Here is a 27,000-nt window from a genome sequence, read left to right as displayed (position 1 = left end):
ATGACAATTACAATGGAAAAAGTAGTTAGTTTAGCGAAACACAGAGGTTTTGTTTTTCCTGGCTCTGATATTTACGGTGGCTTAGCCAACACATGGGATTATGGCCCACTAGGAATCGAACTTAAGAACAATATTAAAAAAGCATGGTGGCGCAAATTCGTTCAAGAATCTCCATACAATGTGGGAATAGATGCTGCCATCTTAATGAACCCTAAAGTATGGTCTGCTTCTGGTCATATCGGGAACTTTAATGACCCAATGATTGACTGTAAAAAATGTAAAGCACGTCATCGTGCCGATAAATTAATTGAAGATGCTCTTGACGCAAAAGGAATTGAGCTAATCGTTGATGGCCTTCCATTTGAAAAAATGGAAGAACTAATTAAAGAACATACGATTACTTGCCCGGATTGCGGAGCACAGGACTATACAGACATTCGTCAATTTAATTTGATGTTTAAAACCTCTCAAGGTGTTACGGAAGCTTCATCAAATGATATTTACTTACGTCCTGAAACAGCACAAGGGATTTTTGTTAACTTCAAAAATGTTCAGCGCTCAATGCGTAAAAAAATGCCTTTTGGTATCGCACAAATTGGTAAAAGTTTTAGAAATGAAATTACACCAGGTAACTTTACTTTCCGTACGCGCGAATTTGAGCAAATGGAACTTGAGTTCTTCTGTAAACCAGGTGAAGACTTAGAATGGTTCGCTTACTGGCGCGATTATTGTAAGAATTGGTTATTAAACCTAGGTTTAACTGAAGATAATATCCGTTTGCGTGATCACGACGTTGAAGAACTGTCTCACTACGCTTCTGCTACAACAGATGTAGAATATAAATTCCCATTCGGTTGGGGCGAGTTATGGGGCATTGCAGATCGTACGGACTTCGATTTAAAACGACATATGGAACATTCAGGTGAAGATTTTAATTACATCGATCCTATAACAAACGAACGCTATGTGCCTTTCTGTATTGAACCTTCACTAGGCGCTGACCGAGTTACACTTGCATTCTTGTGTGATGCTTACGCAGAAGAAGCTCTTGAAGGCGATGATAAACGCACCGTTTTACGCTTCCACCCAGCTTTAGCTCCTGTAAAAGCAGCGATTTTGCCTTTATCTAAAAAATTAGCTGAAGGTGCTAACGAAGTATTTGCTGATTTAAGCAAATCGTTCATGGTGGATTATGATGATTCTCAATCGATCGGTAAACGTTACCGTCGCCAAGATGAAATTGGTACACCTTTCTGTATTACGTATGACTTTGATTCAGTAGAAGACGGTCAAGTAACAGTACGTCACCGCGATTCTATGCAACAAACACGTATGCCAATCGTTGATGTTAAAGCTTACATTGAAAAACACTTAGAATTTTAATTTATTAAAGTTTTGAAGCTACTGAGTGCTTCAGGCGCTCAGCACGTCTATAAATTTATGAAGGAAGGAGCTGTCCTAAAAGTCATGAAATATGACTAAGGGGCAGTTCTTTTTTATATTTAATAGAGGTAGATTTCCGTTCCAAACGGACGCTTTCCGCGGGCATGGCCTCAGCCTCCTCGACGAGCAAACAAGTTGTGCAAAAAAATGCACAACTTGTTGTCTGCGGGGTCTTCAGCTCATGCTATTCCCGCTGGAGTCGCCGTTTTCCACTCCTTAATCAGATGCAAAACAGATAATTATTACTGTTTACAGTGTTCGAATGTAGTGCAAATAAAAAGACTCATTTTTATTAACGGGTTCACATTTGAAAGACAACCATCGAATTAACCGTGCTTTTAGCATTTAAATTCTCATTAAGATTCGTAAGCTGTTTGGAAAGCAACTTAGCACAGAAAAGGCTTGGAGACATATGGCTCCAAGCCTTTTACTTATAGGACATTGTTGAACTAAACCCGTTAGCTTAAAAAGGAAATTGTTTGAACTAAGACATTGTTCTTTGAAAATACGAATACCTAGACTCCAAACAAAATAGCTTAAGAAATAATACAACTAACTTTTTTGTAAAAACCAAGTAGGAGTTGTTTTATTATCACAAATGATCGCTTCCCAATTCATCCTTCGTATAATTTCAGCAATATTATCATCTTTCGTTAAGAATAACGTAGTGTAGGTATCATATTCACTTATAAAAGCGAACTCGAGGTTTTCATCCATAAGCATAATTACCGAAGGTGTTAAATCTGACACCTCTTCTGGTTTTATTTCCTCTATTTTCAACCTACCTTTTCTGCCATCAATCGGTTCAGAGTATAATACAAAATCAGCTCCATTGGAACCAAGGACCTTCGAGATATCATTTAGTAAAAATACCGAGAGCTTGTCTTCCATAGGGAAGTATAAATCAGTATCAAAGCAGACGAGAAGTTGATTCGTTAAATCAGGTCTATTATCTCGATGATCGTGTAGTGCTATTCCTACCTCGTGCAAGGTTAAGCCGCTTTGCTGACTGATATGATTCCACGGAATTGGTTTGCCAATGTTTAATATTTCTTCGTCGCTTGGATAGATGTGTTGAAAAGGTCTTTCCCGTTTCCTTTTTTCCCACCCATCAGGCATATGAACAAATGGATGGAGAAGAAAAGCTGCTGATCTAAATTGATTCGGTATTTGGCTTAAAATAGGTGAGTCATCTAACCCTATATATTCCAGCATATAAATTCTAATTCTCCTTTAACTTGTTATATTGTTCAACTAACAAATGGTTAATTCAATAACATAGAAATCCATAAACGGTTTGATGTATTTAATAAACCCACAACACTTGAAGCTATATCCTCAAAATCGTCTTCTGTTTTTGCATTTTCAAAATCAAACCATCTTCATCTACTGATTTTGCTCCTAATCTAAATCGATTGTTTAGATGATGAGCAGAAACTTTGTTAGGTGGGATTTTTACTCCGCAATTCATTGTTACACCTTCTATTGGACACGTTGCCAATTCAACTATAAATGTACCACCTCGAAGGCACTACTAATGAGATTTAACTTCTTAGAATAGGTTTGTTTCTTTTTTGTGAACCTTCCCAAAGTTTTGTATCGGATGGAACTCTAAAGGTGGTGTTTATATAAATTGTAATCGAACTAACCTGCCGCGTTAGTTCATTTAGTTTTCTTTTTAATTTAACATAAATATCCATTAAACTTCTTACAATTAAAACCTCTATTAGCATCAAAATTAACATTCGAATTCGCACAATGACAATAACTCCTATTAATCTATTTAAGGGGGTTCTAATTTACACTCAATTAGGTTTAAAACCCCCTACAAATCAACAAAAAAGTATAGTCCGCACTGAATTGGACTGCGAATTGGTGTGGTAATTTAGTGTACTCGTAAACAGAAACCGTTACATTCCTCCCCATTTATTTTATATTAGTGACTTATTAAACATCCCCTTCTTTTGCATACGATTAGTCAAGTTGAGCAAACATTGGTAATCTAACGTAATACTTAACAGAGCCTAAAAAAATCCGTCTACACTCCTTCTTCAGGAGACGTAGACGGATTTTCCTTTTTAGGAAAGTATTCTGGTGAACGATCAAGTTGATCGAGAAAAGATCGTGTCTTTAAACGAATACCAGTCTGTTCTTCATAAATAGTTCGTACAATTTTTTTAATAAATGTTTTCGTTTCTTTTTTTAAGGTTAACTTCCCTACTTGCTCAATCGGAACTGTGTAAAAGGTTCGAATGAGCTTTACTTGGGCAGGAGTTAACCGAATAATATAGCGATCTATGCTAAAACATCTGTGACATAAGAAACCAATTTGTTGAAAAGAAAATGCGAATTCACCTTCCGTAGCACCACAATTCGTGCATTGGTGTAGGGTTGGATAAATTCCAGTAACCGGCAACATCTTCCATTCGACGAATAAAGCAATTGCTTCAGGGTCATATTCTTCTGAAATGGCATGTAGCGCTTGTTGCAGCAAATTAAAAATGGAAGGTTGTGGAGTACGATCATCAACAGCTCGATCAATGAGCTCCACGACAAAACTCGCATAAGCAGTCGCTTCAATATCTGACCGAATGTGTCGATAAGACTCCAGTTGTTCCCCTTGTTGCATCGTTCCCATTCCGCGGCCCTGTTGAATAAGAAAAGAACCATGCGTGAAAGGTTGCGTAATAGCTGCTAGGCGACTTGCAGGTTTTTTTGCACCTCTGGCCATTGCTGTAATTTTGCCACCTTCACGAGAGAAAAGAGTAACGATTTTATTGGCTTCCCCATAATCTTGCGTTTTTAAGACAATGCCTTCTATACGATTCAGCAACTGCCCACACGCTCCTTATTAATACTCGTCGTCGCGGAATCCAAAATCACGTAAATGGACTTGTTTGTTACGCCAATCTCTTTGAACTTTTACCCACAACTCTAGGTATACTTTGCTACCTAATAACATTTCTATATCTTTACGAGCACGCACCCCTACTTCTTTTAAAAGTGCTCCCTTTTTACCGATAACCATCCCTTTTTGTGATTCACGTTCAACCATGATAGTCGCGGTTACTCGAATCTTTTCACTATCTTCTTCTCTTTTAATTTTTTCAATTACTACTGCAACTGAATGAGGAATTTCTTCATGAGTTAAGTGAAGCACTTTTTCACGAATTAATTCCGAAATGATAAATCGTTCAGGATGATCTGTTACTTGATCAGCAGGATAATATTGAGGTCCTTCTGGTAAATGTTTTGATAACACTTCAAGTAATCCATCAATATTGATTCCTTCTAATGCAGAAATTGGTATTACGTCTGCGAAATCAAATTCTTTACGGAACGCTTCCGTGACACTCAATAATTTATCTGGATGAATTAAATCAATTTTATTCATCACTAAAAATACTGGAGTTTCATTGCCTTTTAACATCTCTAAAATGTATCGATCTTGTTTCCCAATTCGGTCTACTGAATCCACCATTAATAAAATGGCATCCACTTCACGTAGTGTGTTTTTAGCTACTTTTAACATGAAATCGCCTAGTTTATGTCTAGGTTCATTAATCCCTGGTGTGTCGATAAAAATAATTTGCTGTTTATCTGTCGTTAAAACACCTTGAACCTTATTTCTTGTTGTTTGTGGTTTATCACTCATAATCGCAATTTTTTGTCCGATCACTTTATTTAAGAACGTTGATTTACCAGCGTTAGGACGTCCAATAATTGAGATGAATCCTGATTTGTATCCTTTATTTGCTTCCAGCATAAGCTAAATCCTCCGGAGAAAATGCACCAGGCAACAATTGTGCAACTGTCGTTTCCTGTACATCTCCTTTTAAGTTAATTAAATACACAGGCATGTTCGGTTCGCAAAACTCGGCAATTACTTGTCGGCAAGCTCCACAAGGCGATACGGGGCCGTCTGTGTCTGCTACAACTGACATAGAAGCAAAGTTACGTTCGCCTTCAGAAACTGCTTTAAACATTGCTGTACGTTCTGCACAGTTCGTCATGCTATAAGCTGCATTTTCGATATTACAACCGTGGTAAACTTTTCCTTCTTTTGTCAATAAAGCAGCGCCAACTTTAAATTTCGAATATGGTACGTACGCATTTTCGCGTGCGATTTTAGATTCTTCCATTAATTGTATCTTTTCCACTGTTCAAACACCTCAATTAAATATTTCCATCCACTTAGGTAAAAAGATGAGTATTCCGATTATAGCACTTGCACAGGCAAATACAAGAACTGCAGCAGCACTCATATCCTTTGCTTGCTTAGCGAAATCATGAATTTCGGGTGATGCTAAATCAACCACTCTTTCTATAGCAGAGTTGATTAATTCTAAACTTAACATGACTGAAATACATAAAATTAAAATCATCCATTCAATCAATGAAACTTGACTGAAAATCCCAGCAACAAGAACTATTATGGCTGCAAATAAGTGGAAGCGGAAATTACGTTCTCCCCTACCCGCATGAATGATTCCTTCAACAGCAAATTTGAATGAAGAGATAAAATTATTGTTTTTCATCCTGTTGTTCACGTCTCAATCCAAAAGACTGCAGAATCGCCTCTTGTTTTTCAGTCATTTCTTTTTCATCTTCATCTTCCATATGGTCATAACCGAGTAAATGCAAGAAGCCATGAATGGCTAGAAAACCTAGTTCTCTCTCTTCACTATGTCCATAATCAGCTGCTTGTTCTTTTGCTCGTTCGACTGAAATAATAATATCTCCGAGCATACGTGGTGCACCTGGCACGTTGATAGCAATTTCACCTTCACCCAGTTCTTCCATGGCGAATGAAATGACATCCGTTGGCACATTTTTGCCTCTGTAATCGTTGTTTATTTGTTGGATTTCTTCATTATTTACAAAGGTAACAGACAATTCACTACCTGCTTCAATACCTTGATCCTCTGCAGCATGATGCAACATCTTTTCAATTAATTGCAAGTTTTCCGATGATAAAGATTCTGTTTGATCGTTTAAATCTAAGGTTAAGTGCATACATATTCTCCTTTATTGTGGGTATTCAATCCGTGAATGAAAAATACCATTTAACGTTTCACACAAAACGCGTTCGACAGTTTTAAGCTCTTTTAACGTTAAATCACATTCGTCGAACTGTCCATCATGCAATTTATCTTTAATGATTGACTGCACAATCTCTTTAATTTTCTCTGCGGTAGGCTGTTTCATTGAGCGCACTGCAGCTTCTACACTATCTGCAATCGCTATAATGGCGGTCTCTTTCTTTTGAGGTTTTGGTCCTGCATAGCGATATTCTTCTTCTTTTACTAATTTGCCATCCTCTTTTGCTTTGTGGTAAAAATACTTTAATAAAGTAGTTCCATGATGTTGTTGTGCAATATCAATAATTTCTTTCGGCATTTTGTGCTTTTGTAGTAATTTTGCTCCATGACTTCCATGGGCTAAAATAATATCTCTACTTGTTTCAGGGGGTAAGGAATCATGAGGATTCGCATGACTCATCTGATTCTCGATAAAAAATCCAGGTCGTTTGGTTTTTCCAATATCGTGATAGTAACAACCAACTCGGGCTAGTAACCCATCTGCTCCAATAGACTCACAAGCTGCATCGGCTAGATTTGCAACCATTACGCTATGATGATAAGTTCCTGGTGTTTCAGTTAAGATTTTTTTCAACAAAGGATGATTCGGATTTGATAGTTCGATAAGTTTCATAGCAGATATCAACCCAAAAGCTGATTCGAAGAAAGGCAATAAACCAATCGTCAAAGCTCCTGATAACAATCCAGATGTGAAAGCAGCGATGCCGTAAAAGAGAAGCTCACTAACTCCGTAATCTGATTGTGTCATGAGTAAATAAAATGCCATGAATACAACATTTACACCCGCCACAGTCATACTTGTCTGTAATAAGTGTGACCGTTTCTCAGCACCTTGAATCACATATAGGCCTGCCAACCCACCAAATAAAATATACAAGGTAATTTCCATTTGCAACACAACTGAATATCCTTCTTGGAACACAATACCTGCTACAGAAGCTGTTAAAAATGCGATTAAAATAGCAAAGCGTTCATTAATTAAAGAACGGACAAGCATCGGTGCTAGAGCAGTTGGAAACAAGAAAGCAATGGTGACCTCAAAGTTACCTGACACCAAACTAATTAGTATCATGCCAATGACTGAAAGAATAAATACGAGCATGACGACTAATAACGCAGATTGACGCTCATCTTTGTCAGTTCTCCATTTAGATACCTGCATATGTACGAGCCACATACAAAGCGATATGAAAAGAATTAGTCCAAAAATGGGTTTTAACGAAGACTGATTAGTTAACATTCCCAAGAGTTTAAGTTGCCGATACACTTCCCGATCGACGATTTGGCCTTCTTGAACAATTAATTGCCCTTGCAGAATGCGGGTTGGCTCAATGCTCTCTCTAGCTTGTGCGATACGAGCTTGAGTTAACTCTTCGTTTAACATTTCATTTTCATTAATACCATAACGACCGATCAACACGGCAGTTTGTAAAATGTTTGCTGGAATTGCTGAATTACTACGAATTCGTTTTTCGATTTCATTTTTTGCCGTTGCTACTTGTTCAGAACGAATTTGTTTGCTCATAATATCTCGTATTGATGTTGTAATGGAGTCTCGTACATTGGTTAATGTATCACTATCTGCATTAAGTAATGTAGTTAAGGCGTCGTCTGAAAAACGAATACCTTCTCCCTCTGTTTCGAGAACACGTAAGTCTTCCTTCAACATATCTACTTGTTCTTCGATTGTAAATCTTTCACCTTCTGATTCTCCTTGCACTTCCATCACATATTCAAAAACGGAAGTAACGATGGCTGCACGATTTTCTCCAACTTCTTCTGAGAATTGATAGACACTTGTCACTTCTGAAGCCGCTCGTTCTCGCTCTTCTTCCGTCTTAACAGGATCTTCCACTGTTTTTATAGAACGAATGGTATCTTTCGACGGATTAAACTGCTGAATGTCATATTTTTCAGGACGCACACCATTTATAAGGAGCAAGAAAAGGAGTAAGGCCGTAATCACAATCGTTAAATAGTTAAAAGTTCGGTAGCCCACTAGTGACTGCATTTTTTTAAACCAGCTATTCACTGTATCACCCCATCTTCTACCACCTATCATATCAAGAATATTCAATCATTACACCGAATATTGTAAAACATTCAAGAAATACGCAATATATCACTTCTATTTATACATAGAAGCAGTCGAGATAATTTTTAGACCCTTAAATAAAAAAGTGGGAATATGCTCCATTTCCGACTAATCACGCAATGCAAAGACAGGATCAGAGGTTTTCCGCAGTTCCCTTACTATCTAACCACAATTAACTTGAATCTAAAGAAATGAAACGATAATACTGGTGCTGATATTGAATAAAAAAAGAGATCGTTAACGGGCCGTAAGAAAAACCGGGCAAAGTGCGCCCGGTCCTTTTAAGAAGAGTAACCATAGTGGACTGTTGATTTCCGCTACGGTGGACGCTTTTCGCGGGCATGGCTTCAGTCTCCTCGTCACTGCAAAAACATATGCTCCTGCGGTTACTCGTCGCAAAGATACTGGCTTTGACCAGTATCTTTCCTGGGGTCTTCAGCTCATGCACCTGTCGCTTCGCTTTCGGTGCAGAAAACATCTGCTATTCCCGCAGAAGTCGCCACCTCCACTTCAATCAACTAATTTAGATGGCAACTAAAGATTATAGGTTGGTTTTAAATCTAGCTTAACTTAGAATCATTTATTCGTGTCTTAGCAATAAGCAATTGATAGATTTTCTTGTTGGTTACTACACACTTCATGGATTGTAGTGGAAGGCGGTGTGAAAACATATGCTCCTGCGGTTACTCGTCGCAAAGATATTGGACGAATTACAGTTCGTCCACTATCTTTCCAGCGGGATCAGCGGGACAGGTGAGACACCGCAGATCGCGAAGCGACCGAGGAGGCTCACCGCCCGCCCCGCGGAAAGCGTCCGCCTGTTTCTGCATCGCTACGCTAGCTTCGAAACATGAAAGGGCGTTGAAACGGAAATCAACAATATTAATGAATCATCTTTTTGTCCAAAACACCTGAAACACTGGATGTGGAGCATGCCGTAAGCGCAAGCGCAAATGCACGATAAAACAACAGGATAGTTTAATTGAGCTATTAAACAGAAAAAAACAGCAGCCTTATTCAGACTGCTGTTCCTCGTATGCTTGAATAATTTTCGCAACGAGTGGATGACGGACAACGTCACCTTGCTCGAGCGTTTGGAAGTGTATGCCACTAACGTTATGCAAAATTTTCTCAGCCACTTTAAGCCCGGACTCCATACGTGGGGGCAAATCGATTTGAGTTTTATCTCCGTTGATGACCATTTTAGAGCCAAAGCCTAAGCGAGTTAAGAACATCTTCATTTGAGCTTTAGTCGTATTTTGAGCTTCGTCTAAAATGACAAACGCATCATCAAGAGTACGACCGCGCATATAGGCAAGGGGTGCAATTTCAATGGTGCCTCTTTCCAAAAATCGAGCTGTCTGCTCAGTTCCTAGCACATCATGTAGTGCATCATACAAAGGTCGCAAGTAAGGATCCACTTTTTCTTTTAAGTCGCCTGGTAAGAACCCTAAGCTCTCTCCTGCTTCAACTGCTGGACGAGTTAAGATGATTCGTTTTACATGACCATTTTTTAATGCTTGTGTTGCAAGTACGACCGCTAAATAAGTTTTACCAGTACCAGCAGGACCGATACAAAAGATTAAGTCTTTATGACGCATAGCTTGAATATATTCACGTTGGCCAATTGTTTTGGCACGAATCGCTTTACCTTTTACATTCCTTGCAATTTCTTCATCATATAATTCGGCAAAATACTCTAAAGTACCAGCGTTATTCATTTCAAGTGCTGTACTAACATCACGTTGATTAATATTTATTCCTTTTCGAATCACTTTTAATAGTTGTTCAATTAATATCTTCGCATTCGCTGTATTTTCTACTTCTCCAACTAGACGAATTGATTCGCCTCTAGTGATGACTTTAACACCTAGCTCATGTTCGATTAACTTCATATTACCATCTGAAATTCCGAGCAGTAAGATGGCTTCATTTGGGTCTTGAACGTGTAATTCCGTCAATTGTTCTTCCTGCATACTCAGTCTCCTTGATGAATCGGTCTTTTGCCTGCGATGTTGTCATTCATGTAATACAATACTTTCCCTTTTACTGTATCATTTGACCACGTCATGTGTAAAATCTTTTCATCCTTAATCTTCCCTTTTGGAGACAGACTGGAAGCTGTTCTCATTCTTAACATTGGCAAAAACGCTTCTTTAATCCATTGTTCATTTACGGTCACTGTAGATTTTTCTACAATCGTGTGATGCTCAATTTCAAAAACACTTTGGATTAACTTGACTAGATGATCTTTGCTTGGTTCTTTCTTGAACTTTTTCCATGGTGATTGAACTTGAAATATTTTCACTTGTTTCGATATAAATTTGTCATAGACAATTTTCGTTGGTATTTCAAAAGAAGTTTCGAGCCAAAAATCAGCAAACACTTGACCTTCTGCACCGACAAGTAAATATTTTTTTCCTTGTTTCAAAACTCCAGTTACAAGCATATCTCCATTTTTCACAGTCTGATTAAGTGGCACTAAACGCTCACCTGAGCGAAGATCATAATGTGTAATGACACCTCTTCGTAACGCGACTAAATTTGAAGGTACCTGATTATCGATTTTTTCTCGAATGACGATAGGAGCTGGCACAGAAGTAATATTCATTTTAGAGCCAGTCCTTTTAATATGAATCCATGAAAGATCATGATTATTCGCTAGCAGCACTTGTCTAATATCAGCATCACTAACAAGACTAGTTAACATTTTTCTTTCATCTACTTTTAAATCATGTAATTCTTGTTCCAGTCTAACTTTTCTTTCATCCGAGAGATCATCAATGGAAATTTGCCACAAAAATAAGGAACATATATAAGGAATAATGATAAATCCTAGCAAACCCAAAAGCATGCTCCAATGAAAATGGATGATGTGGTTTGCATCCGGCCTCGTAAAGTGAATAGGTAACTTATATTTTTTCCGTATCCGCCGAACGATGGCTAAATCTTTTTCATAGATGGTAAACGTGGCACCTGTTTTATTAGGAGATAATTTTATTATGTAAACTCCATTATCTTTTAATGCATGAATAAATGGATATAGGTGCTCGTGAGTCTTCATATGGCAAGTGATTTTCCGACTGTTCATTGCCATTAGACCATATCCATTTTCCGCAGCTCAAGTCTTATCAAGTCTCGGACCTTTATCGTAATTTCTTCTACATTCATGGAGTTAATAGTCGTGTCAGTAGATTCAATTGTCAGCGTATATCCATTTCCACTTAGTTGACATGAATGAGGACTTAAAAGGATTAATTCAAAAGGTCCATTAACACGAATGTTATCAAAGTTGTCAATATGTATAAATGGAGTCAATTGAAGATGATTGTTTAACAAATAAAAGACCTCCTTACCATCAGCATATGCTGATAGTGAGGAGGTCATGAGTTATCGTTTAGATTTTGGCGGTGCTAAGAGCTCAGAGAAAATAATCGCCTGACGCAATTGGTTCTGAGTCGTTGGCACAAGCGAGTCCTGATCCGATGCCGAAATACGAACAACATCACTTGACTGATGTGTTGAGAGTCTTCCTGGACGTCTAGCAGCTCGTTGTTCATCTTTCAACTGCTGTTTTGACGGTAAAGCTTTGACTTGCTCCATTTGACTTATCACATCAGGTTTTGATTGTGTTCGAGCCTGTCTATCAGAAATTTGTTTTTGCACATCTCCGTAAATTTCCTTTGCGTAATCTTCGAGTTTTTTTGCAGGTCGTTGATTAGGCTGATTTGGCATGAAAGGCTTCGTTTTGTCGCCACCATCATTCGGATTTTTACGTTTAGAAATCGCACTAATGATAAATGCAATAATCGCAAAAATTATAACTTCCACTTTAAATTCCTCCTTCAAGGGCTACCTAATCAGGATTAATCTTTAGTTAGATCATTTTTTGATTTTTCGCCACCGATTTTACTGATTGAATCACGCATACTTGTATCAGCTTGTAGATTTTTGTAATTCATATAGTCCATTACACCGATATTTCCTTCACGTAATGCTTCGGCCATTGCAAGTGGAATTTCAGCTTCAGCACCTACAACTTTTGCACGCATTTCTTGAACTTTAGCAATCATTTCTTGTTCAGTTGCAACTGCCATTGCTCTACGTTCTTCAGCTTTTGCTTGTGCAATCTTTTTGTCAGCTTCAGCTTGCTCTGTTTGAAGTTCTGCACCAATATTTTTACCTATATCCACATCCGCGATGTCGATGGATAAGATTTCAAATGCAGTACCTGAGTCAAGACCCTTAGATAAAACAGTTTGAGAAATCATGTCTGGATTTTCAAGCACTTTTTTATGGTTAATACTAGAACCGATTGTCGAAACAATCCCTTCACCTACGCGGGCTACGATTGTTTCTTCACCAGCACCACCTACTAAACGATCAATGTTCGCTCGAACAGTAATACGTGCTTTTGCTTTCACTTCAATACCATCCATTGCTACACCTGCTATAAATGGTGTTTCAATTACTTTCGGATTTACTGACATTTGAACAGCTTCTAATACGTCACGACCAGCTAAGTCAATCGCAGCGGCACGTTCAAATGGTAATTCGATGTTCGCTCTATGAGCTGCAATCAAAGCGTTTACAACTCGGTCAACATTACCACCAGCTAAGTAATGGCTTTCCAGTTGATTATTTGTAACAGTAATTCCTGCTTTATGTGCTTTTATTAATGGATTTACGATACGAGATGGAATAACTCGACGTAGTCTCATCCCCACTAATGTTAATATGCTTATTTTTACTCCAGCTGCAATTGCAGAAATCCATAACGCGATTGGTACAAACGTTAAGAAAATCGACAAAAGAATAAATGCGGCAATAATGGCCACTACAATACCGACTGTGCCTGCTGTAATTCCTTCAATCATGTTTATTCCTCCCCTTCTTTGACCTCACGTACCACAGTACGAGAGCCTTCAACTTTAATAATTTTTACTGCTTTATTAGAATCAACATAGCCACCTTCAGTGACTGCATCAATTCGTTCACCATCTAACATAATCGTTCCCGAAGGACGAAGAGGTGTCATGCTTACCGCTATTCTGCCTATTAATTCGTAACGGTTGATGTTGGATACATAGCCATGCTCTGTATCTGTCGCATCCTTCAAAATAATCTTGTTAAAGAACTTCATATTCTTTCCAAAGAATTTCACGATAATCACCATTCCTACAATTGCGACGAATAACGCGATTAACACGGAGATTCCCATGTGAACCACATTGCCTCCCGCAAGAAGTATACTACCAATAATTAATGCTAAACCTATTATACCCGCAATTGCTCCTGGAAGGAAAAGTTCGGCTATAATAAACGCCACACCGATGATAAAGAGAATGATCGATTCATAACCAGCCAAGCCTGCAACCAAATGTCCGAAGAAGAATAATCCCATAGCGGATAATCCCATGGTTCCTGCTATTCCGAAACCTGGTGAATATAACTCAACAATCAGTCCTAAACTCGCAATTGACAATAGAATAGGAACGATAATTGGATTGGTCACAAAACGAGCCACTTTTTCTGCAAGTGTTTCATTTAATGAAGTGACCGTCGCCTCGGAAAGATCTAATGTCGAAATTAATTCTTCGAAAGAAGCCACAGTTCCCTCTGAATATTTCACTTTTTCCGCTTCATTCGCTGACAATGTTAAGAGTTTCCCCTCTGGCGCACGATATTCAGGTAAATCAACTGATTTATCGGCCATGGCAAGGGCATACTGAGGATCTCGATTAGAAGACTCCGCTGCCGTTATCATCGCAGCTGACCATGCGCTTACCGCTTTATCCTCAGCCGCATTTCCTGCACCGTCAATAACTGCCGCTGCACCAATACGTCCACTTGGCACCATGTAAATTTCATCGGCATGTAAGGCTATAAAAGCACCCGCTGATAATGCATCACTATTAATGAAAGCAATCGTTTTTAATGGAGTTTCATCCATTAACTTCGCAATATCACCAGCAGTATCTACAAACCCACCAGGTGTGTCTATATCTAATATAACGACCTCTGCACCCGCTTCTTCTGCTTCTTCAAAAGCTCGTTGCAAGAATGCGTATAAGCCTTTTTCGACTTCATCTTTTATTGGAATACGGTAAACTTCTGATGCGCTAACGGGCAAGCTAGGCAAAATTAATAGAACAGAAATTAAAAGTAATAGATATCCACTTATAACCCGTGTCCACTTCATAACGATCCTCCTTATCTATGTGACAAATCGGCTTCCCTTAGTATGTACGGATGACTAGATAAAAAGTTTCATAATAATTTAAAATATAAATGATTATTGGCGATTAGAGAAGAAAGCGTAGTGCGATGAGTAGAAAAGAAGAGGACAGCGGAAAAGCTGCGAAAATTAGAACGATGATTTAATGATTGAGTTGCGTCTATTCACATGGACTTTTTGTCCACATGCATTGGTTTGCTGTCCGCCCAACCTTAGTTTTCGTCCACTCAACTTGAATTCCTGGCCATTCGAGCAGATTTTCGAATTTAACTTGATTTCAAGACAAAATAAAATAAGCCAAGAAATCAAAAGATTTCTTGGCTTACATATTAACTTACTTTAGTCATCAAGTAGTACGTGTTATGAACGTAGGGATTAAAGGAATTGATCACTAACGTTTACGCGCATCTTCTGATTTCTTGTTACGCTTACGCTTGGTTACCATGAAAATCGCGATTCAAGCAACGTAAAGTTATTAAATTAGAATTTACGCTTACGCGCTGCTTCTGATTTCTTTTTACGCTTAACACTTGGTTTTTCATAAAACTCGCGTTTTCTTACCTCTTGTATTGTTCCACTTTTAGAAACAGTACGTTTGAAGCGGCGAAGAGCATCTTCAAGCGATTCGTTTTTGCGAACGACAGTTTTTGACATCTCTTTTTCCCTCCCTCCGAACACACGTCATACATAACCTAGTGTTATGTACTCCAAAATTATATCGTATCATATCATTAAGGTCAATACATAATCATTAATTAATAGTCTGAATTAGAAGTTAAGCCTTGCATGATTTGAACGCCAGAGCTTGCACCAATTCTAGTAGCACCCGCTTCGATCATTTTTTGAACGTCTTCTAAACTACGAACGCCACCAGATGCTTTCACACCTAAGTCTGGTCCTACTACTTCGCGCATTAATGCTACGTCTTCAAATGTAGCTCCACCTGTAGAGAAACCAGTTGATGTTTTAACAAAATCTGCTCCAGCATCTTTAGAAAGTTGACTTGCAACTTTAATTTCTTCTTTTGATAACAAACAAGTTTCTAAAATTACTTTTACGATTGCTTTTCCTTTTGCTGCATTTACCACTGATTCGATGTCGCGTTTAACTAATTCAAGGTCTTGTGACTTCAAAGCCCCTACGTTTAAAACCATATCGATTTCCCCAGCGCCATTGTTGATGGCATCTGTCGTTTCAAATGCTTTTGTCTCAGGTGTAGATGCACCCAAAGGGAAACCAATAACTGTACATACTTTTACAGGAGTGCCTGTTAAAAGTTCAGCAGAAATCTTTACCCAAGTTGGGTTTACACAGACAGATGCAAATGTATATTCTTTCGCTTCTGCACATAATTTTTTAACTTGCTCTTTTGTAGCATCTTGTTTTAATAATGTATGATCGATCATTGACGCAATATTTGTAGTCAAATGGGTTCACCCTTTCGGAAGTTGTCCGTACCTCTTTATTTTACCATGATTCAAGTTTCTTTTCATTAAAAAAATCCAGTGCACTAGAATGCACTGGATTGATTTCTCTTTACGACTTGTAGTTTGATCACTCAATCCATTTTAAGCCTACCTACATTTGGATTGGATTATTCAAAGGCACTGTTATTCAAATTCATAAGACATCGCAGAGAGCACATAGAGTGGTGCTGTCTCAGCTCTTAGTATACGTGGCCCTAAAGAAATCGAATGAAAACCATGCTTCATAAGTGCGTCTATTTCTTTTCTTGATAACCCACCTTCGGGTCCGAATACGACAAGTATGGATTGTTGATCATGTGTTTTCGCTAACATGTCTACAAAACGAGTTCTTTTCTCTTGTTTTGCATCTTCTTCATCAGCCACAAACAATACATCGTATTTTTTTGACTGCTGTAGGAGCTCTTTGAACGACAAAATATCGTGTATGTTTGGTACCACATTTCGATGTGATTGCTCTGCAGCTTCTTTAGCTATTTTTTGCAAGCGCTGTTGTTTTTTACTACCTTTTTGTGCATCCCATTTTACAATGGACCGTTCAGCTTCAAAGAGAATCAGTTCATACATTCCAAGTTCTGTCGCTTTTTGCGTAATCAAGTCTAGTTTTTCACCTTTTGGCAATCCACAACAAATGGTGACTTTTTTCGGTAATTCATTTGAACGTAAAGGCTCTGATGATTTTTTAATCCGTACATCTTGGCCTTCAAATGCCTCAATATTCGCTTCAAATGCTTGACCTTCTGACACTGCAATTATGGTATTGCCTACTTGCATGCGCATCACTTTTTGAATATGTTTCGCGTCATCACCTGAAATTACTGAAATCCCATCATTAAATGGTTGGGGAATAAAATATCTTTGCATACCTATTTATTCCTTTAAAGGCTTCATTGAAAGTATCGTAACCCAGTCTTCCATCATCATAACTTCTACTATGATAAATCCAGCAGTTTCAAGTGACTGTTTAACATCTTCTTTTTTAGCTCCAATGATGCCAGAAGTGATAAACATTCCGCCTTCTTTAACAATTTGGAATGCATCATCTGTAAATGACATTATAATTTCAGCTAATATGTTTGCAACAACAACGTCCGATTCTTGCTCCACATTATCTAGCAAGTTGCCATGAACAACATCGGCAATATGCTCAACATTATTTAGTTTGACATTAATTTTTGCAGAACGCACAGCTACTTCGTCTAAATCTAATGCATGCACATGTTTAGCCCCAAGTAACGCTGCACCAATAGCTAACACGCCAGATCCAGTACCTACATCAGTTACGTAGTCTCCTGATTTAACTGTCTTTTCAAGCGCTTGTAAACACATCACCGTTGTAGGATGAGTACCCGTACCAAACGCCATCCCTGGATCCAGTTCAATGATGAGCTCATCGGTCGAAACTGGTTCATACGTTTCCCAAGTAGGTACGATTGTAAAGCGTTCTGAAATTTTTACTGGGTGATAGTATTTTTTCCATGCAGTCGCCCAGTCTTCTTCGTTGACTTCACTAATCGCAACTTCATTTTCGCCAACGTTGATACCATAGGTGCTAAGGTTTTTGATCGCGAGCTTCACTTCTTCCACAGTTTCTCCTAAGAAGCTAGAAACAGGTAAATAAGCTTTTAGAATAACTCCTTTTGCTGGGAAATCATTTGGATCTAATGCATAAATTTCACCGAACATGTCTTGACGTTCCCGTGCAAATTCCATTGAATCCTCAATAACAACGCCACTCGCTCCTGCTTCATGCAAAATATTCGAAATTGCTTCAACTGCTTCATGTGTCGTATGAATAGATAGCTCTGACCATTTCACCTGCGTCAACCCCTTAATCACCTTTAATTGTGCGTTTAATTTTATCAAACAACGAACTACTTTGTTCTTCCGGAATATCGCCACTTATTTCAGCAAAATCACGGAGTAGTTGTTTTTGTTTTTCAGTAAGTTTAGCTGGTGTCATAACTTTCACTACTACATGTTGATCACCAATGCCATAACCATGAACATTTTTCACGCCTTTTCCTTTTAATCGGAAAGTCGTACCAGACTGAGTACCAGCTGGAATTTTTAATTTTACTTTACCACTCACAGTAGGTACTTCGAGTTCATCACCTAAAGATGCTTGTGGGAATGTTAATTTCAATTCGAAATAAATGTCATCTCCATCACGTTCAAATCGAGCATGTGGTTTTACACGGAATACGACATATAAGTCACCAGCAGGGCCACCATTTTTACCTGGTTCACCTTGTCCTGTGACGCGTAATTGTTGTCCGTCATCTACACCTGCAGGAATCGTAACTTTGATTTTTTTACGTTTATTGATTTTACCTTTACCATGACAAGTCACACATTTGTCTTTGATCAGTTTTCCTGAACCTTGGCAGTGATGACACGCACGGCGATTAACCATACGGCCAAACGGAGTATCTTGAGTAACGTTCAGTTGTCCCGTCCCTTGACAGTGGTGACAAGTTTCAGGAGTAGTACCAGGTTTAGCGCCATTTCCTTTACATGTTTCGCATGTTTCATCTCTCGGAATTTCGATTTCTGTTTCTTTACCAAAAACAGCATCGTCAAATTCGATCGTCATTGAATATTGAAGGTCTTCTCCTTTACGCGGTGCATTTGGATCACGTCGTCGAGAACCTCCACCACCAAAGAATGAACTAAAGATATCATCAAATCCGAAACCATCTGCTCCACCGCCGCCAAATCCTTGATTAGGATTCGCGTGACCATATTGATCATATTGTGATTTCTTTTGATCGTCACTTAAGATTTCATATGCTTCTGCGATTTCTTTAAACTTATCAACTGCATCCGCTTCTTTGTTAATATCAGGATGGAATTGTTTTGACAATTTTCTATATGCTTTTTTTATCTCTTCTTTGGAAGCACTTTTCGTTAGTCCAAGTACCTCATAATAATCTCTTTTATTCATCCGTCACACTCCTGCTCAAACTTTCACTTTAGTTGCTGACTAGATTAGTCGCAACCATTTGGGTCACATTAAATTCACGATACGTCATATTGTAACACGCAGTTATCTCCAATGCCAAAGACATTGAAAAAGCCAAAGCTGGAAATCCAGGCTTTGACTTTTCGGTTGTCTTAGTCAAAAATTACTTTTTAACTTCTTCGTCGTTAACTTCTTCAAACTCAGCGTCTACGACTCCGTCATCTGTTTTAGAACCTTCAGCGCCTTCTGCTGCCTGAGCATCAGCTGCTGCTTGTTCATACATTTTCATTGTCAATGCTTGAACGATTTCGTTTAATTTGTCTTTTTTCGTACGAATGTCTTCTAAGTTACCTGCTTCAAGTGCTGCTGATAATTCAGCTTTAGCATCTTCAGCTTCTTTTTGCTCTTCTTCAGTAACTTTGCCTTCAAGATCTTTTAACGTTTTTTCAGTCATGAAGACCATTTGATCAGCTTCGTTTTTCAATTCAGCTTCTTCTTTACGAGTTTTGTCAGCGTCCGCGTTAGCTTCTGCTTCTTTTACCATACGATCAATTTCTTCGTCAGTTAAAGCTGTGTTTGATTGAATCGTGATGTTTTGTTCTTTTTGAGTACCTAAATCTTTTGCTTTAACAGTTACAATACCGTTTTTATCAATATCAAATGTTACTTCAATTTGAGGAACGCCACGTTGTGCTGGTGGGATATCCGCTAATTGGAAGCGACCTAATGTTTTGTTATCTGCTGACATTGGGCGTTCACCTTGAAGAACGTGAATGTCTACTGCTGGTTGGTTATCTGCAGCTGTCGAGAATGTTTGAGATTTAGACGTTGGAATTGTTGTGTTACGTTCAATTAGCTTCGTAAACACGTTACCCATTGTTTCAATACCAAGTGACAGTGGAGTTACGTCAAGAAGAACAACATCTTTAACATCTCCAGTTAATACGCCACCTTGTACTGCTGCGCCCATTGCTACTACTTCATCAGGGTTAACGCCACGATGTGGGTCTTTTCCTGTTTCTTTTTTAATTGCTTCTTGTACAGCTGGGATACGTGTAGATCCACCAACTAAAATAACTTTGTCGATTTGTGCAGGTGTTAACGCTGCATCTTTCAATGCTTGACGTGTAGGTACCATTGTACGTTCAACTAATGAAGCCGTTAATTCATCAAATTTCGTGCGGCTTAATGTAATTTCTAAGTGAAGGGGACCTGATTCACCAGCAGTGATAAATGGTAATGAAACTTGAGTAGAAGTTACACCTGAAAGATCTTTTTTCGCTTTTTCAGCAGCATCTTTCAAACGTTGCATCGCCATTTTATCTTTAGATAAATCAATACCGTTATCTTTTTTGAATTCAGCAACTAAATAATCCATTAGTAATTGGTCAAAGTCATCTCCACCAAGACGGTTATCGCCGGCAGTTGATTTAACTTCAAATACACCATCACCAAGTTCTAAAATTGACACGTCAAATGTACCGCCACCAAGGTCATAAACTAAAATTGTTTGGTCTTGATCCATTTTGTCTAAGCCGTATGCAAGTGCAGCAGCTGTTGGTTCGTTGATGATACGTTCAACTTCAAGACCAGCGATACGTCCAGCGTCTTTTGTTGCTTGACGTTCAGCATCGTTGAAGTAAGCAGGAACAGTAATAACAGCTCTTGTTACTTTTTCGCCTAAATAATCTTCAGCGTAGCCTTTTAAGTATTGAAGAATCATAGCTGAAACTTCTTGTGGTGTGTATTCTTTATCTTCAGCTTTTACTTTATGGTCTGTACCCATATGACGTTTAACTGATTGAATTGTGTTAGGGTTCGTAATTGATTGACGCTTAGCAACTTCCCCTACTTGGCGTTCGCCATTTTTAAACGCTACAACAGATGGTGTTGTACGGTTACCTTCAGGATTTGGAATTACTTTTGGTTCTCCACCTTCAAGAACTGCTACACATGAATTTGTTGTTCCTAAGTCAATACCGATAATTTTACTCATTCTATAATTTCCTCCTAATATGTTTGAAAGTTTATGTTATTCGTTTACTTTTACCATTGTTGGTCGAAGCACACGATTTTTGTATTTGTACCCTTTTTGAAGCTCTTGTAAAACCATACCCAATTCTTTAGAGTCATCAGTTTCAGTCATAACTGCTTGATGAAGATTCGGATCGAATGCTACATCACTTGCTTCAATCACTTGCAAGCCTTCTCTTTCAGTTGCTTCTATAAGTGTTTTGTAAACCATTTCTAAGCCTTTACGAAGAGATTGTGACTCTTCAGACTCCGTTTCAACTTGCATAGCACGCTCGAAATTATCAAGTACTGGCAACAAATTTGAAAGCAAATTTTGTGCTTTATATTTATCAGCCGCTTCACGATCTAAGTGCACTCTACGTTTAAAGTTCTCATAGTCAGCACGTAAGCGTAAATGACGGTTTGTTTCTTCATCTAATTGTTGTTGAAGTAATTCAAGCTCATTAGGTTCTTCTGTGCCTGCTTCTTGACTAATTTCTTCAATAGAAGAGCTATCTTGTTCCTCAGTAAGTGTTGCAGTTTGCTGATTCTCAGTGTTTAAAACTGTTTCTTTTTCTTCAGATTGTGACAAATTTAATTCCTCCTTATGATCGTGAACCACGCAGAATCCGTGTTAACTCACGAGACAAATCGCCACTCATTAAATCTAATAAAGTGACTACTCGTCGATAATCCATTCTTGTAGGTCCAATAATTGCAATTGAACCCATTTGTTCTTCCCCTATGGTATAGGATGCTGTTATAACACTACAGTCTTCCATTGCCAATAAGGTATTTTCAGAACCTATGCGAATATGAATACCCGCTTGGTTCGGTGAAAACAACGTTGATATTTGGTTTGCTTGATCCATCATCGTGATTAAACTACGTGCTTTTTGCAAGTCTTTAAACTCCGGATGATGAAGTAATTTGGATTTGCCGCCATAGAATACTTTTTCTTCTTGAGGACTTGAGATTGCTGCCCCAAATGAAGACATGAGTTCGCCGTAACGACCAATATGCTGCTTTAGTAAAGCGGCCGTTTCTTTTTCAAGAGCACGTTGAAGTTCATGCAAGTGAACACCGGTCAGCTGTTCATTTAAAATATTAACCATTTTTTCAATATCTGATGCTGTTAATCCTTGTGGTAATTCAAACAATCGATTTTCAACATGTCCAGAATCAGTAATAATGATGGCTACTGCCGAATCATTCGACAATGGAACAATCGAAAATCGTTTGACTCGATGCTTACGAACATCTGGTCCAAGCAAAATCGACGTATAACTCGTTAAATCGGACAAAATCATGGCCGTTTTTTGAATTACTTGTTCGGTCTCTGTAATGCGTTCTTGGAATACAGATTGAATTTGTAGCATGTCATCGGATGATGCAAGTTGAGGCGTTAATAAATGATCAACATAAAATCGATATCCTTTTTCAGACGGAATTCGACCTGACGACGTATGCGTTTTTTCCAAATAACCCATTTCTTCTAAATCAGCCATTTCATTACGAATAGTAGCGGGACTAAATGGAACTTCCACTTTTTTAGAAAGTTGTCGTGACCCCACAGGCTGAGCAGTTTGAATAAAATCATCTACTGTTACTTGTAGAATAAGCAATTGTCGATTCGTTAACAAGTTTATCACCTCTGTTAGCACTCATCACTTGCGAGTGCTAATACTATACATAAATTATCAAATCCATGGGCAAAAGTCAACGAATACGATTGGCTAATCAATTAAAAAAGATTGAAAAATTTCATTGCCAATAAATCTACCTCTTTTTGTTAAGGCGACTGCATCTTCGTTACTGTGAATTGAACCGGTTTCCATATACTTTGAAAGTACTTGTCCATAGACATCTTCTAGAGATACACCAAATTTTTCTGCAAACTGTTTCTTATTCACTCCAGCTACTTTACGCAAGCCTAAGAACATTTCTTCTTCCATGCTTTCCGTTGCTGTAACTTCATGACTTGAATTGATTGGGAATTCGCCAGCTGTGACTGCATCCATATATTTTTTGATTGGTCCAATATTTGCATAACGATTGCCTTTCGCGTAGCCGTGAGCACCGGCACCAAATCCTGCATATGAAACATTATCCCAATACAAGTTATTGTGCATTGAATGCAATCCTGGCTGTGCAAAATTACTGATTTCGTATTGATGAATCCCTTTAGATTCCATTGCCGTCATTAATACTTCATACATATCGGCTTCTAAATCTTCTCCAGGCAAAATCAATTTACCCTTCGTCATTAAATTATAAAAAACCGTTTTCGGCTCGACAATTAATGAATAGGCGGAGTAATGTGGCAAATTTAGTTCAAGGGCTTTTTCTAATGTATGTTTCCACTGTTCCATCGTTTGACCTGGCAATCCATACATTAAATCGATGCTAATATTCGTAAAGCCTATATCTTTTGCCATTTGAATGGTGTGGTAAACATGTTCATTTGAATGAGTACGTCCTAAACGCTTTAAAATATCCTCGTCAAAACTTTGAACACCTAAACTTAAGCGATTGATTCCATTATTTTTCATCACCACTAATTTGTCATAGGTTAACTCGTCAGGATTTGCTTCGCTCGTGAATTCTTGAAGGTGAGTTTGAGGAAGATGTTGCTTAATAAGTTCAAATAAACGCTGCAATTGTGGAGCACTTAGTGCAGTAGGTGTACCTCCACCTAAAAAAATAGTTTCAATATGTAATTGATCACGATACTTTTCTACAAACATTTCCATTTCTATTCCTAGCGTTTCAATATACTCGTCCACTGGTTGATTTTTAAAGAACACTTTATTGAAATCGCAGTAATGACAAATTTGATGACAAAAAGGAATGTGAATATAAGCTCCTTTAATCATAGGTTTCATTCCTTCTTCCTTATAGAAAAAAGGGGCCAACTAGCAGCCCCCTTTACTTCAAATATATGATCAATCTTCGTCCATTTTCAAAACAGCCATAAATGCTTCTTGAGGAACTTCGACTGAGCCTACTTGTTTCATACGTTTCTTACCTTCTTTTTGCTTATCAAGAAGTTTACGTTTACGTGAAATATCTCCTCCGTAACATTTAGCAAGTACGTTTTTACGAATGGCACTAATTGTAGAACGTGCGACAATTTTTTGCCCAATCGCTGCTTGGATTGGCACTTCAAACTGTTGTCTTGGAATTAATTTCTTTAATTTCTCAACAATAATTTTTCCACGCTCATACGCAAATTCATTATGCACGATAAAGCTTAATGCATCGACTTGCTCTGCATTCAATAATATATCCATCTTCACTAGTTTAGACGGTTTATAACCAATTAACTCATAGTCAAATGAAGCATACCCTTTGGTACCTGACTTCAATTGATCAAAGAAATCATAGACTACTTCAGAAAGCGGAATTTCATAAATGATGCTAACACGTGTTTTGTCCAAATAATCCATGTTCATGAAGTTCCCACGTTTCTTTTGACAAAGTTCCATTACAACACCTACGAAGTCATTAGGTACCATAACTGTTGCTTTAACATAAGGTTCTTCAATTCGATCGATTTTTTGTGGATCCGGCATCATAGAAGGGTTGTCCACTTTTTTAACAGTGCCGTCGGTCATATGAACATCGTAAATAACACTTGGTGCAGTGGTAATTAAGTCAATGTTAAATTCACGTTCAAGACGTTCTTGGATAATTTCCATATGAAGTAATCCTAAGAAACCACATCGGTAACCAAAGCCAAGTGCTTGAGAAGATTCTGGCTCAAATTGAAGCGCAGCATCATTTAATTCAAGTTTCTCAAGTGCATCACGTAAATCATTGTATTTCGTATTATCAATTGGATAAAGTCCACAATAGACCATCGGGTTCAATCGTCGATAACCTGGTAAAGATTCTGTTGCAGGATTTGCAGCACCAGTAATGGTATCCCCAACTCGCGTATCACCAACAGTTTTAATTGCCGCAGTTAAAAACCCTACGTCACCTACTGTTAATTCGTCACGAAGAGTGGCTTTAGGTGTAAACACACCCGCTTCAACTACTTCAAATTCTTTTCCAGTTGCCATCATCAGAACTTTATCTCCTGGACGAACTGTTCCTTCCATTACACGGATATATGCGACTACACCACGGTAAGGATCATAAAGCGAATCGAAAATAAGTGCTTTTAATGGTGCTTCAGGATCCCCAGTAGGTGCAGGTACTTTAGCTACGATTTGCTCTAATATTTCTTCAATACCGATACCAGATTTTGCAGATGCAAGTACTGCTTCAGAAGCATCAAGACCAATCACTTCTTCAATTTCAGCGCGTACACGTTCTGGATCAGCAGCAGGTAAATCAATTTTATTAATGACAGGCAGGATTTCTAGCTCATTATCTAAAGCTAAATAAACGTTAGCTAGTGTTTGTGCTTCGATACCTTGTGCAGCGTCAACTACCAGAATAGCGCCTTCACAAGCGGCCAAACTTCTAGATACTTCATATGTGAAATCGACATGTCCAGGTGTATCAATTAAATGTAAGGTATAATCTTCGCCATCTTTCGCTCGATAGTTCAATTGTACAGCATTTAATTTAATCGTAATTCCACGTTCACGTTCTAAATCCATTGAATCGAGAAGTTGTGCTTTCATTTCTCTTGAAGTCAATGCTTTCGTTTGTTCTAAAATTCGATCGGCTAATGTTGATTTACCGTGATCGATATGGGCGATAATTGAAAAGTTTCTAATATTTTGTTGGCGTTTATTGCGTTCTTCTCGATTCATGCGTATGTCCACTCCTAATTAAACTACTTAAAATTATAGCAGTGAACACGCTTTACTTCAATGTTAGGTTGCAGTGTTATTTTCAAATACGATTGAAATCGCTTTTGCGATTACCGCAAGGGTCCGATTGATTTCTTCTTCTGTATTTTCAATTCCACCTAATTCAATTAAAATTGACTTTGGTGACAAGTCTTGATTATAGATGCCATTGCCATCATCCTTGGTCTTTTTCATGACACCACGAGACATATTCGGTACTAGTCGATTCACTTCTACCGATAGTGCTTTTGCATACGCCTCATTTAACTTATAGTTTGCATGTTCAGTACCAACTACTAATGCAATTCGCGCGAAAGACTCATTATTCGACTTAAGTGATGTTACTTTATGGTTGGCAGAATCTCGATGGATATCTAGAACTAGATCATATGATTTAGCATTTATTTGTTGTTGTAAGATTGGGCGTATCGCTGCATACGCTTGATAAAAGGGTCGATTTGTCACTTTCATTTCTTTCATATTATCGTATGGCAGAACGTCAACTTGTGCATTATTTAACTGTAAGTGATGAGTAACCAAATCACTTATGTCTGTAACATTCGTTGACGGGTCATAATTGGTATTTACTCCAATTACCCCTTTAACAATGGGATGATAAGCTTCATGAGAATGCGTGAATAATAATAAAACGTTTAACGGCGACGTTTCTTCCACGACAGGTATTTCTTTGGTTATTTCTTTGGTCACATTTGCAGCGTATGCTACTGGTTGTGTTTCAACTTGTTTCGGTGCATCTACTCCAAACGCGAGCATAGGGAGTTTAATTAGCAATATAGGTAGTAAAAATAAAAAAAGATAGAAACTCATGACCTTCTGCATTGTTTTGCGCAT

General features: G+C 38.2%; 26 protein-coding genes. 1 reads left to right on the top strand and 25 read right to left on the bottom strand.

Annotated elements, in window-relative coordinates; genetic code table 11:
* A complete protein-coding gene (locus tag ACFPYN_RS10515) occupies nt 1-1,383 on the top strand; it encodes a glycine--tRNA ligase (RefSeq protein ID WP_377734037.1) in 1,383 nt (460 codons plus the stop codon).
* Between the two features lie 612 nt (nt 1,384-1,995).
* Here the strand turns inward: ACFPYN_RS10515 and ACFPYN_RS10510 are convergent.
* The 25 genes from ACFPYN_RS10510 to spoIIP all read right to left on the bottom strand — a co-directional run bounded on the left by ACFPYN_RS10510 (nt 1,996) and on the right by spoIIP (nt 27,000).
* Nucleotides 1,996-2,658, bottom strand: coding sequence for a DUF2711 family protein (locus ACFPYN_RS10510; protein WP_377734036.1), 663 nt, complete (start codon nt 2,656-2,658; stop codon nt 1,996-1,998).
* Nucleotides 2,659-2,773: 115 nt separating this feature from the next.
* Nucleotides 2,774-2,914, bottom strand: coding sequence for a hypothetical protein (locus tag ACFPYN_RS10505; RefSeq protein ID WP_377734035.1), 141 nt, complete (start codon nt 2,912-2,914; stop codon nt 2,774-2,776).
* A gap of 567 nt (nt 2,915-3,481) precedes the next feature.
* The gene (gene recO, locus ACFPYN_RS10500; RefSeq protein WP_377734033.1) at nt 3,482-4,276 is read right to left on the bottom strand and encodes a DNA repair protein RecO; all 795 of its coding nucleotides are present in this window, start codon (nt 4,274-4,276) and stop codon (nt 3,482-3,484) included.
* An 18-nt stretch (nt 4,277-4,294) separates the two neighbouring features.
* Nucleotides 4,295-5,209, bottom strand: coding sequence for a GTPase Era (gene era, locus ACFPYN_RS10495; protein ID WP_377734032.1), 915 nt, complete (start codon nt 5,207-5,209; stop codon nt 4,295-4,297).
* Entirely contained in the window at nt 5,193-5,603 is a 411-nt protein-coding gene (locus ACFPYN_RS10490; protein ID WP_377734030.1) for a cytidine deaminase, read from the bottom strand. The genes era and ACFPYN_RS10490 overlap by 17 nt, the downstream gene beginning before the upstream one ends.
* A gap of 12 nt (nt 5,604-5,615) precedes the next feature.
* Nucleotides 5,616-5,981, bottom strand: a complete 366-nt coding sequence (locus ACFPYN_RS10485) for a diacylglycerol kinase family protein (protein ID WP_377734028.1) — start codon at nt 5,979-5,981, stop codon at nt 5,616-5,618.
* Complete coding sequence (gene ybeY / locus ACFPYN_RS10480) at nt 5,968-6,459, bottom strand: rRNA maturation RNase YbeY (protein WP_377734026.1); 492 nt, start codon at nt 6,457-6,459, stop codon at nt 5,968-5,970. The genes ACFPYN_RS10485 and ybeY overlap by 14 nt, the downstream gene beginning before the upstream one ends.
* A 12-nt stretch (nt 6,460-6,471) precedes the next feature.
* Entirely contained in the window at nt 6,472-8,577 is a 2,106-nt protein-coding gene (locus ACFPYN_RS10475) for an HD family phosphohydrolase (RefSeq protein WP_377734025.1), read from the bottom strand.
* A gap of 1,076 nt (nt 8,578-9,653) precedes the next feature.
* Nucleotides 9,654-10,616 (bottom strand): PhoH family protein, encoded by a 963-nt coding sequence (locus ACFPYN_RS10470; RefSeq protein ID WP_377734024.1) that lies wholly within the window; start codon nt 10,614-10,616, stop codon nt 9,654-9,656.
* Between the two features lie 2 nt (nt 10,617-10,618).
* On the bottom strand, nt 10,619-11,737 hold the full coding sequence (locus ACFPYN_RS10465; RefSeq protein ID WP_377734023.1) for a sporulation protein YqfD: 1,119 nt from the start codon (nt 11,735-11,737) through the stop codon (nt 10,619-10,621).
* Nucleotides 11,737-11,979 carry a hypothetical protein gene (locus ACFPYN_RS10460; protein WP_377734022.1) on the bottom strand — a complete coding sequence of 81 codons (243 nt, stop codon included), beginning with the start codon at nt 11,977-11,979 and terminating at the stop codon, nt 11,737-11,739. Before ACFPYN_RS10460 ends, ACFPYN_RS10465 begins: the two co-directional genes overlap by 1 nt.
* A gap of 51 nt (nt 11,980-12,030) precedes the next feature.
* Nucleotides 12,031-12,471, bottom strand: coding sequence for a hypothetical protein (locus ACFPYN_RS10455; RefSeq protein ID WP_377734020.1), 441 nt, complete (start codon nt 12,469-12,471; stop codon nt 12,031-12,033).
* 35 nt (nt 12,472-12,506) lie between these two features.
* Nucleotides 12,507-13,517 (bottom strand): flotillin-like protein FloA, encoded by a 1,011-nt coding sequence (gene floA, locus ACFPYN_RS10450; RefSeq protein WP_377734019.1) that lies wholly within the window; start codon nt 13,515-13,517, stop codon nt 12,507-12,509.
* Nucleotides 13,518-13,519: 2 nt separating this feature from the next.
* Nucleotides 13,520-14,842, bottom strand: coding sequence for an NfeD family protein (locus ACFPYN_RS10445; protein WP_377734018.1), 1,323 nt, complete (start codon nt 14,840-14,842; stop codon nt 13,520-13,522).
* Between the two features lie 516 nt (nt 14,843-15,358).
* Entirely contained in the window at nt 15,359-15,532 is a 174-nt protein-coding gene (gene rpsU, locus ACFPYN_RS10440; RefSeq protein ID WP_016426884.1) for a 30S ribosomal protein S21, read from the bottom strand.
* Nucleotides 15,533-15,633: 101 nt separating this feature from the next.
* A complete protein-coding gene (gene deoC, locus ACFPYN_RS10435; protein WP_377734016.1) occupies nt 15,634-16,305 on the bottom strand; it encodes a deoxyribose-phosphate aldolase in 672 nt (223 codons plus the stop codon).
* Nucleotides 16,306-16,488: 183 nt separating this feature from the next.
* A complete protein-coding gene (locus ACFPYN_RS10430; RefSeq protein ID WP_377734015.1) occupies nt 16,489-17,226 on the bottom strand; it encodes a 16S rRNA (uracil(1498)-N(3))-methyltransferase in 738 nt (245 codons plus the stop codon).
* A 6-nt stretch (nt 17,227-17,232) separates the two neighbouring features.
* Nucleotides 17,233-18,180: a 50S ribosomal protein L11 methyltransferase gene (gene prmA / locus ACFPYN_RS10425; protein WP_377734014.1), complete on the bottom strand. Its 948-nt coding sequence runs from the start codon at nt 18,178-18,180 to the stop codon at nt 17,233-17,235.
* A 13-nt stretch (nt 18,181-18,193) separates the two neighbouring features.
* The gene (gene dnaJ / locus ACFPYN_RS10420; protein ID WP_377734013.1) at nt 18,194-19,309 is read right to left on the bottom strand and encodes a molecular chaperone DnaJ; all 1,116 of its coding nucleotides are present in this window, start codon (nt 19,307-19,309) and stop codon (nt 18,194-18,196) included.
* A 181-nt stretch (nt 19,310-19,490) separates the two neighbouring features.
* Nucleotides 19,491-21,323 carry a molecular chaperone DnaK gene (gene dnaK, locus ACFPYN_RS10415; RefSeq protein ID WP_377734011.1) on the bottom strand — a complete coding sequence of 611 codons (1,833 nt, stop codon included), beginning with the start codon at nt 21,321-21,323 and terminating at the stop codon, nt 19,491-19,493.
* 36 nt (nt 21,324-21,359) lie between these two features.
* Complete coding sequence (gene grpE, locus ACFPYN_RS10410) at nt 21,360-21,932, bottom strand: nucleotide exchange factor GrpE (RefSeq protein WP_377734009.1); 573 nt, start codon at nt 21,930-21,932, stop codon at nt 21,360-21,362.
* Between the two features lie 13 nt (nt 21,933-21,945).
* Nucleotides 21,946-22,983 carry a heat-inducible transcriptional repressor HrcA gene (gene hrcA, locus ACFPYN_RS10405; protein WP_377734008.1) on the bottom strand — a complete coding sequence of 346 codons (1,038 nt, stop codon included), beginning with the start codon at nt 22,981-22,983 and terminating at the stop codon, nt 21,946-21,948.
* Between the two features lie 93 nt (nt 22,984-23,076).
* Entirely contained in the window at nt 23,077-24,216 is a 1,140-nt protein-coding gene (gene hemW / locus ACFPYN_RS10400; RefSeq protein WP_377734574.1) for a radical SAM family heme chaperone HemW, read from the bottom strand.
* Nucleotides 24,217-24,285: 69 nt separating this feature from the next.
* Nucleotides 24,286-26,109, bottom strand: a complete 1,824-nt coding sequence (lepA, locus tag ACFPYN_RS10395; RefSeq protein ID WP_377734006.1) for a translation elongation factor 4 — start codon at nt 26,107-26,109, stop codon at nt 24,286-24,288.
* A gap of 63 nt (nt 26,110-26,172) precedes the next feature.
* Complete coding sequence (gene spoIIP, locus ACFPYN_RS10390) at nt 26,173-27,000, bottom strand: stage II sporulation protein P (protein WP_377734005.1); 828 nt, start codon at nt 26,998-27,000, stop codon at nt 26,173-26,175.

The organism is Paenisporosarcina macmurdoensis (genome assembly GCF_042658845.1).
GTDB lineage: Bacteria > Bacillota > Bacilli > Bacillales_A > Planococcaceae > Paenisporosarcina > Paenisporosarcina macmurdoensis.
Note: the sequence above shows the minus strand (reverse complement) of the source record. Positions and strands in the feature narration are given on the sequence as shown.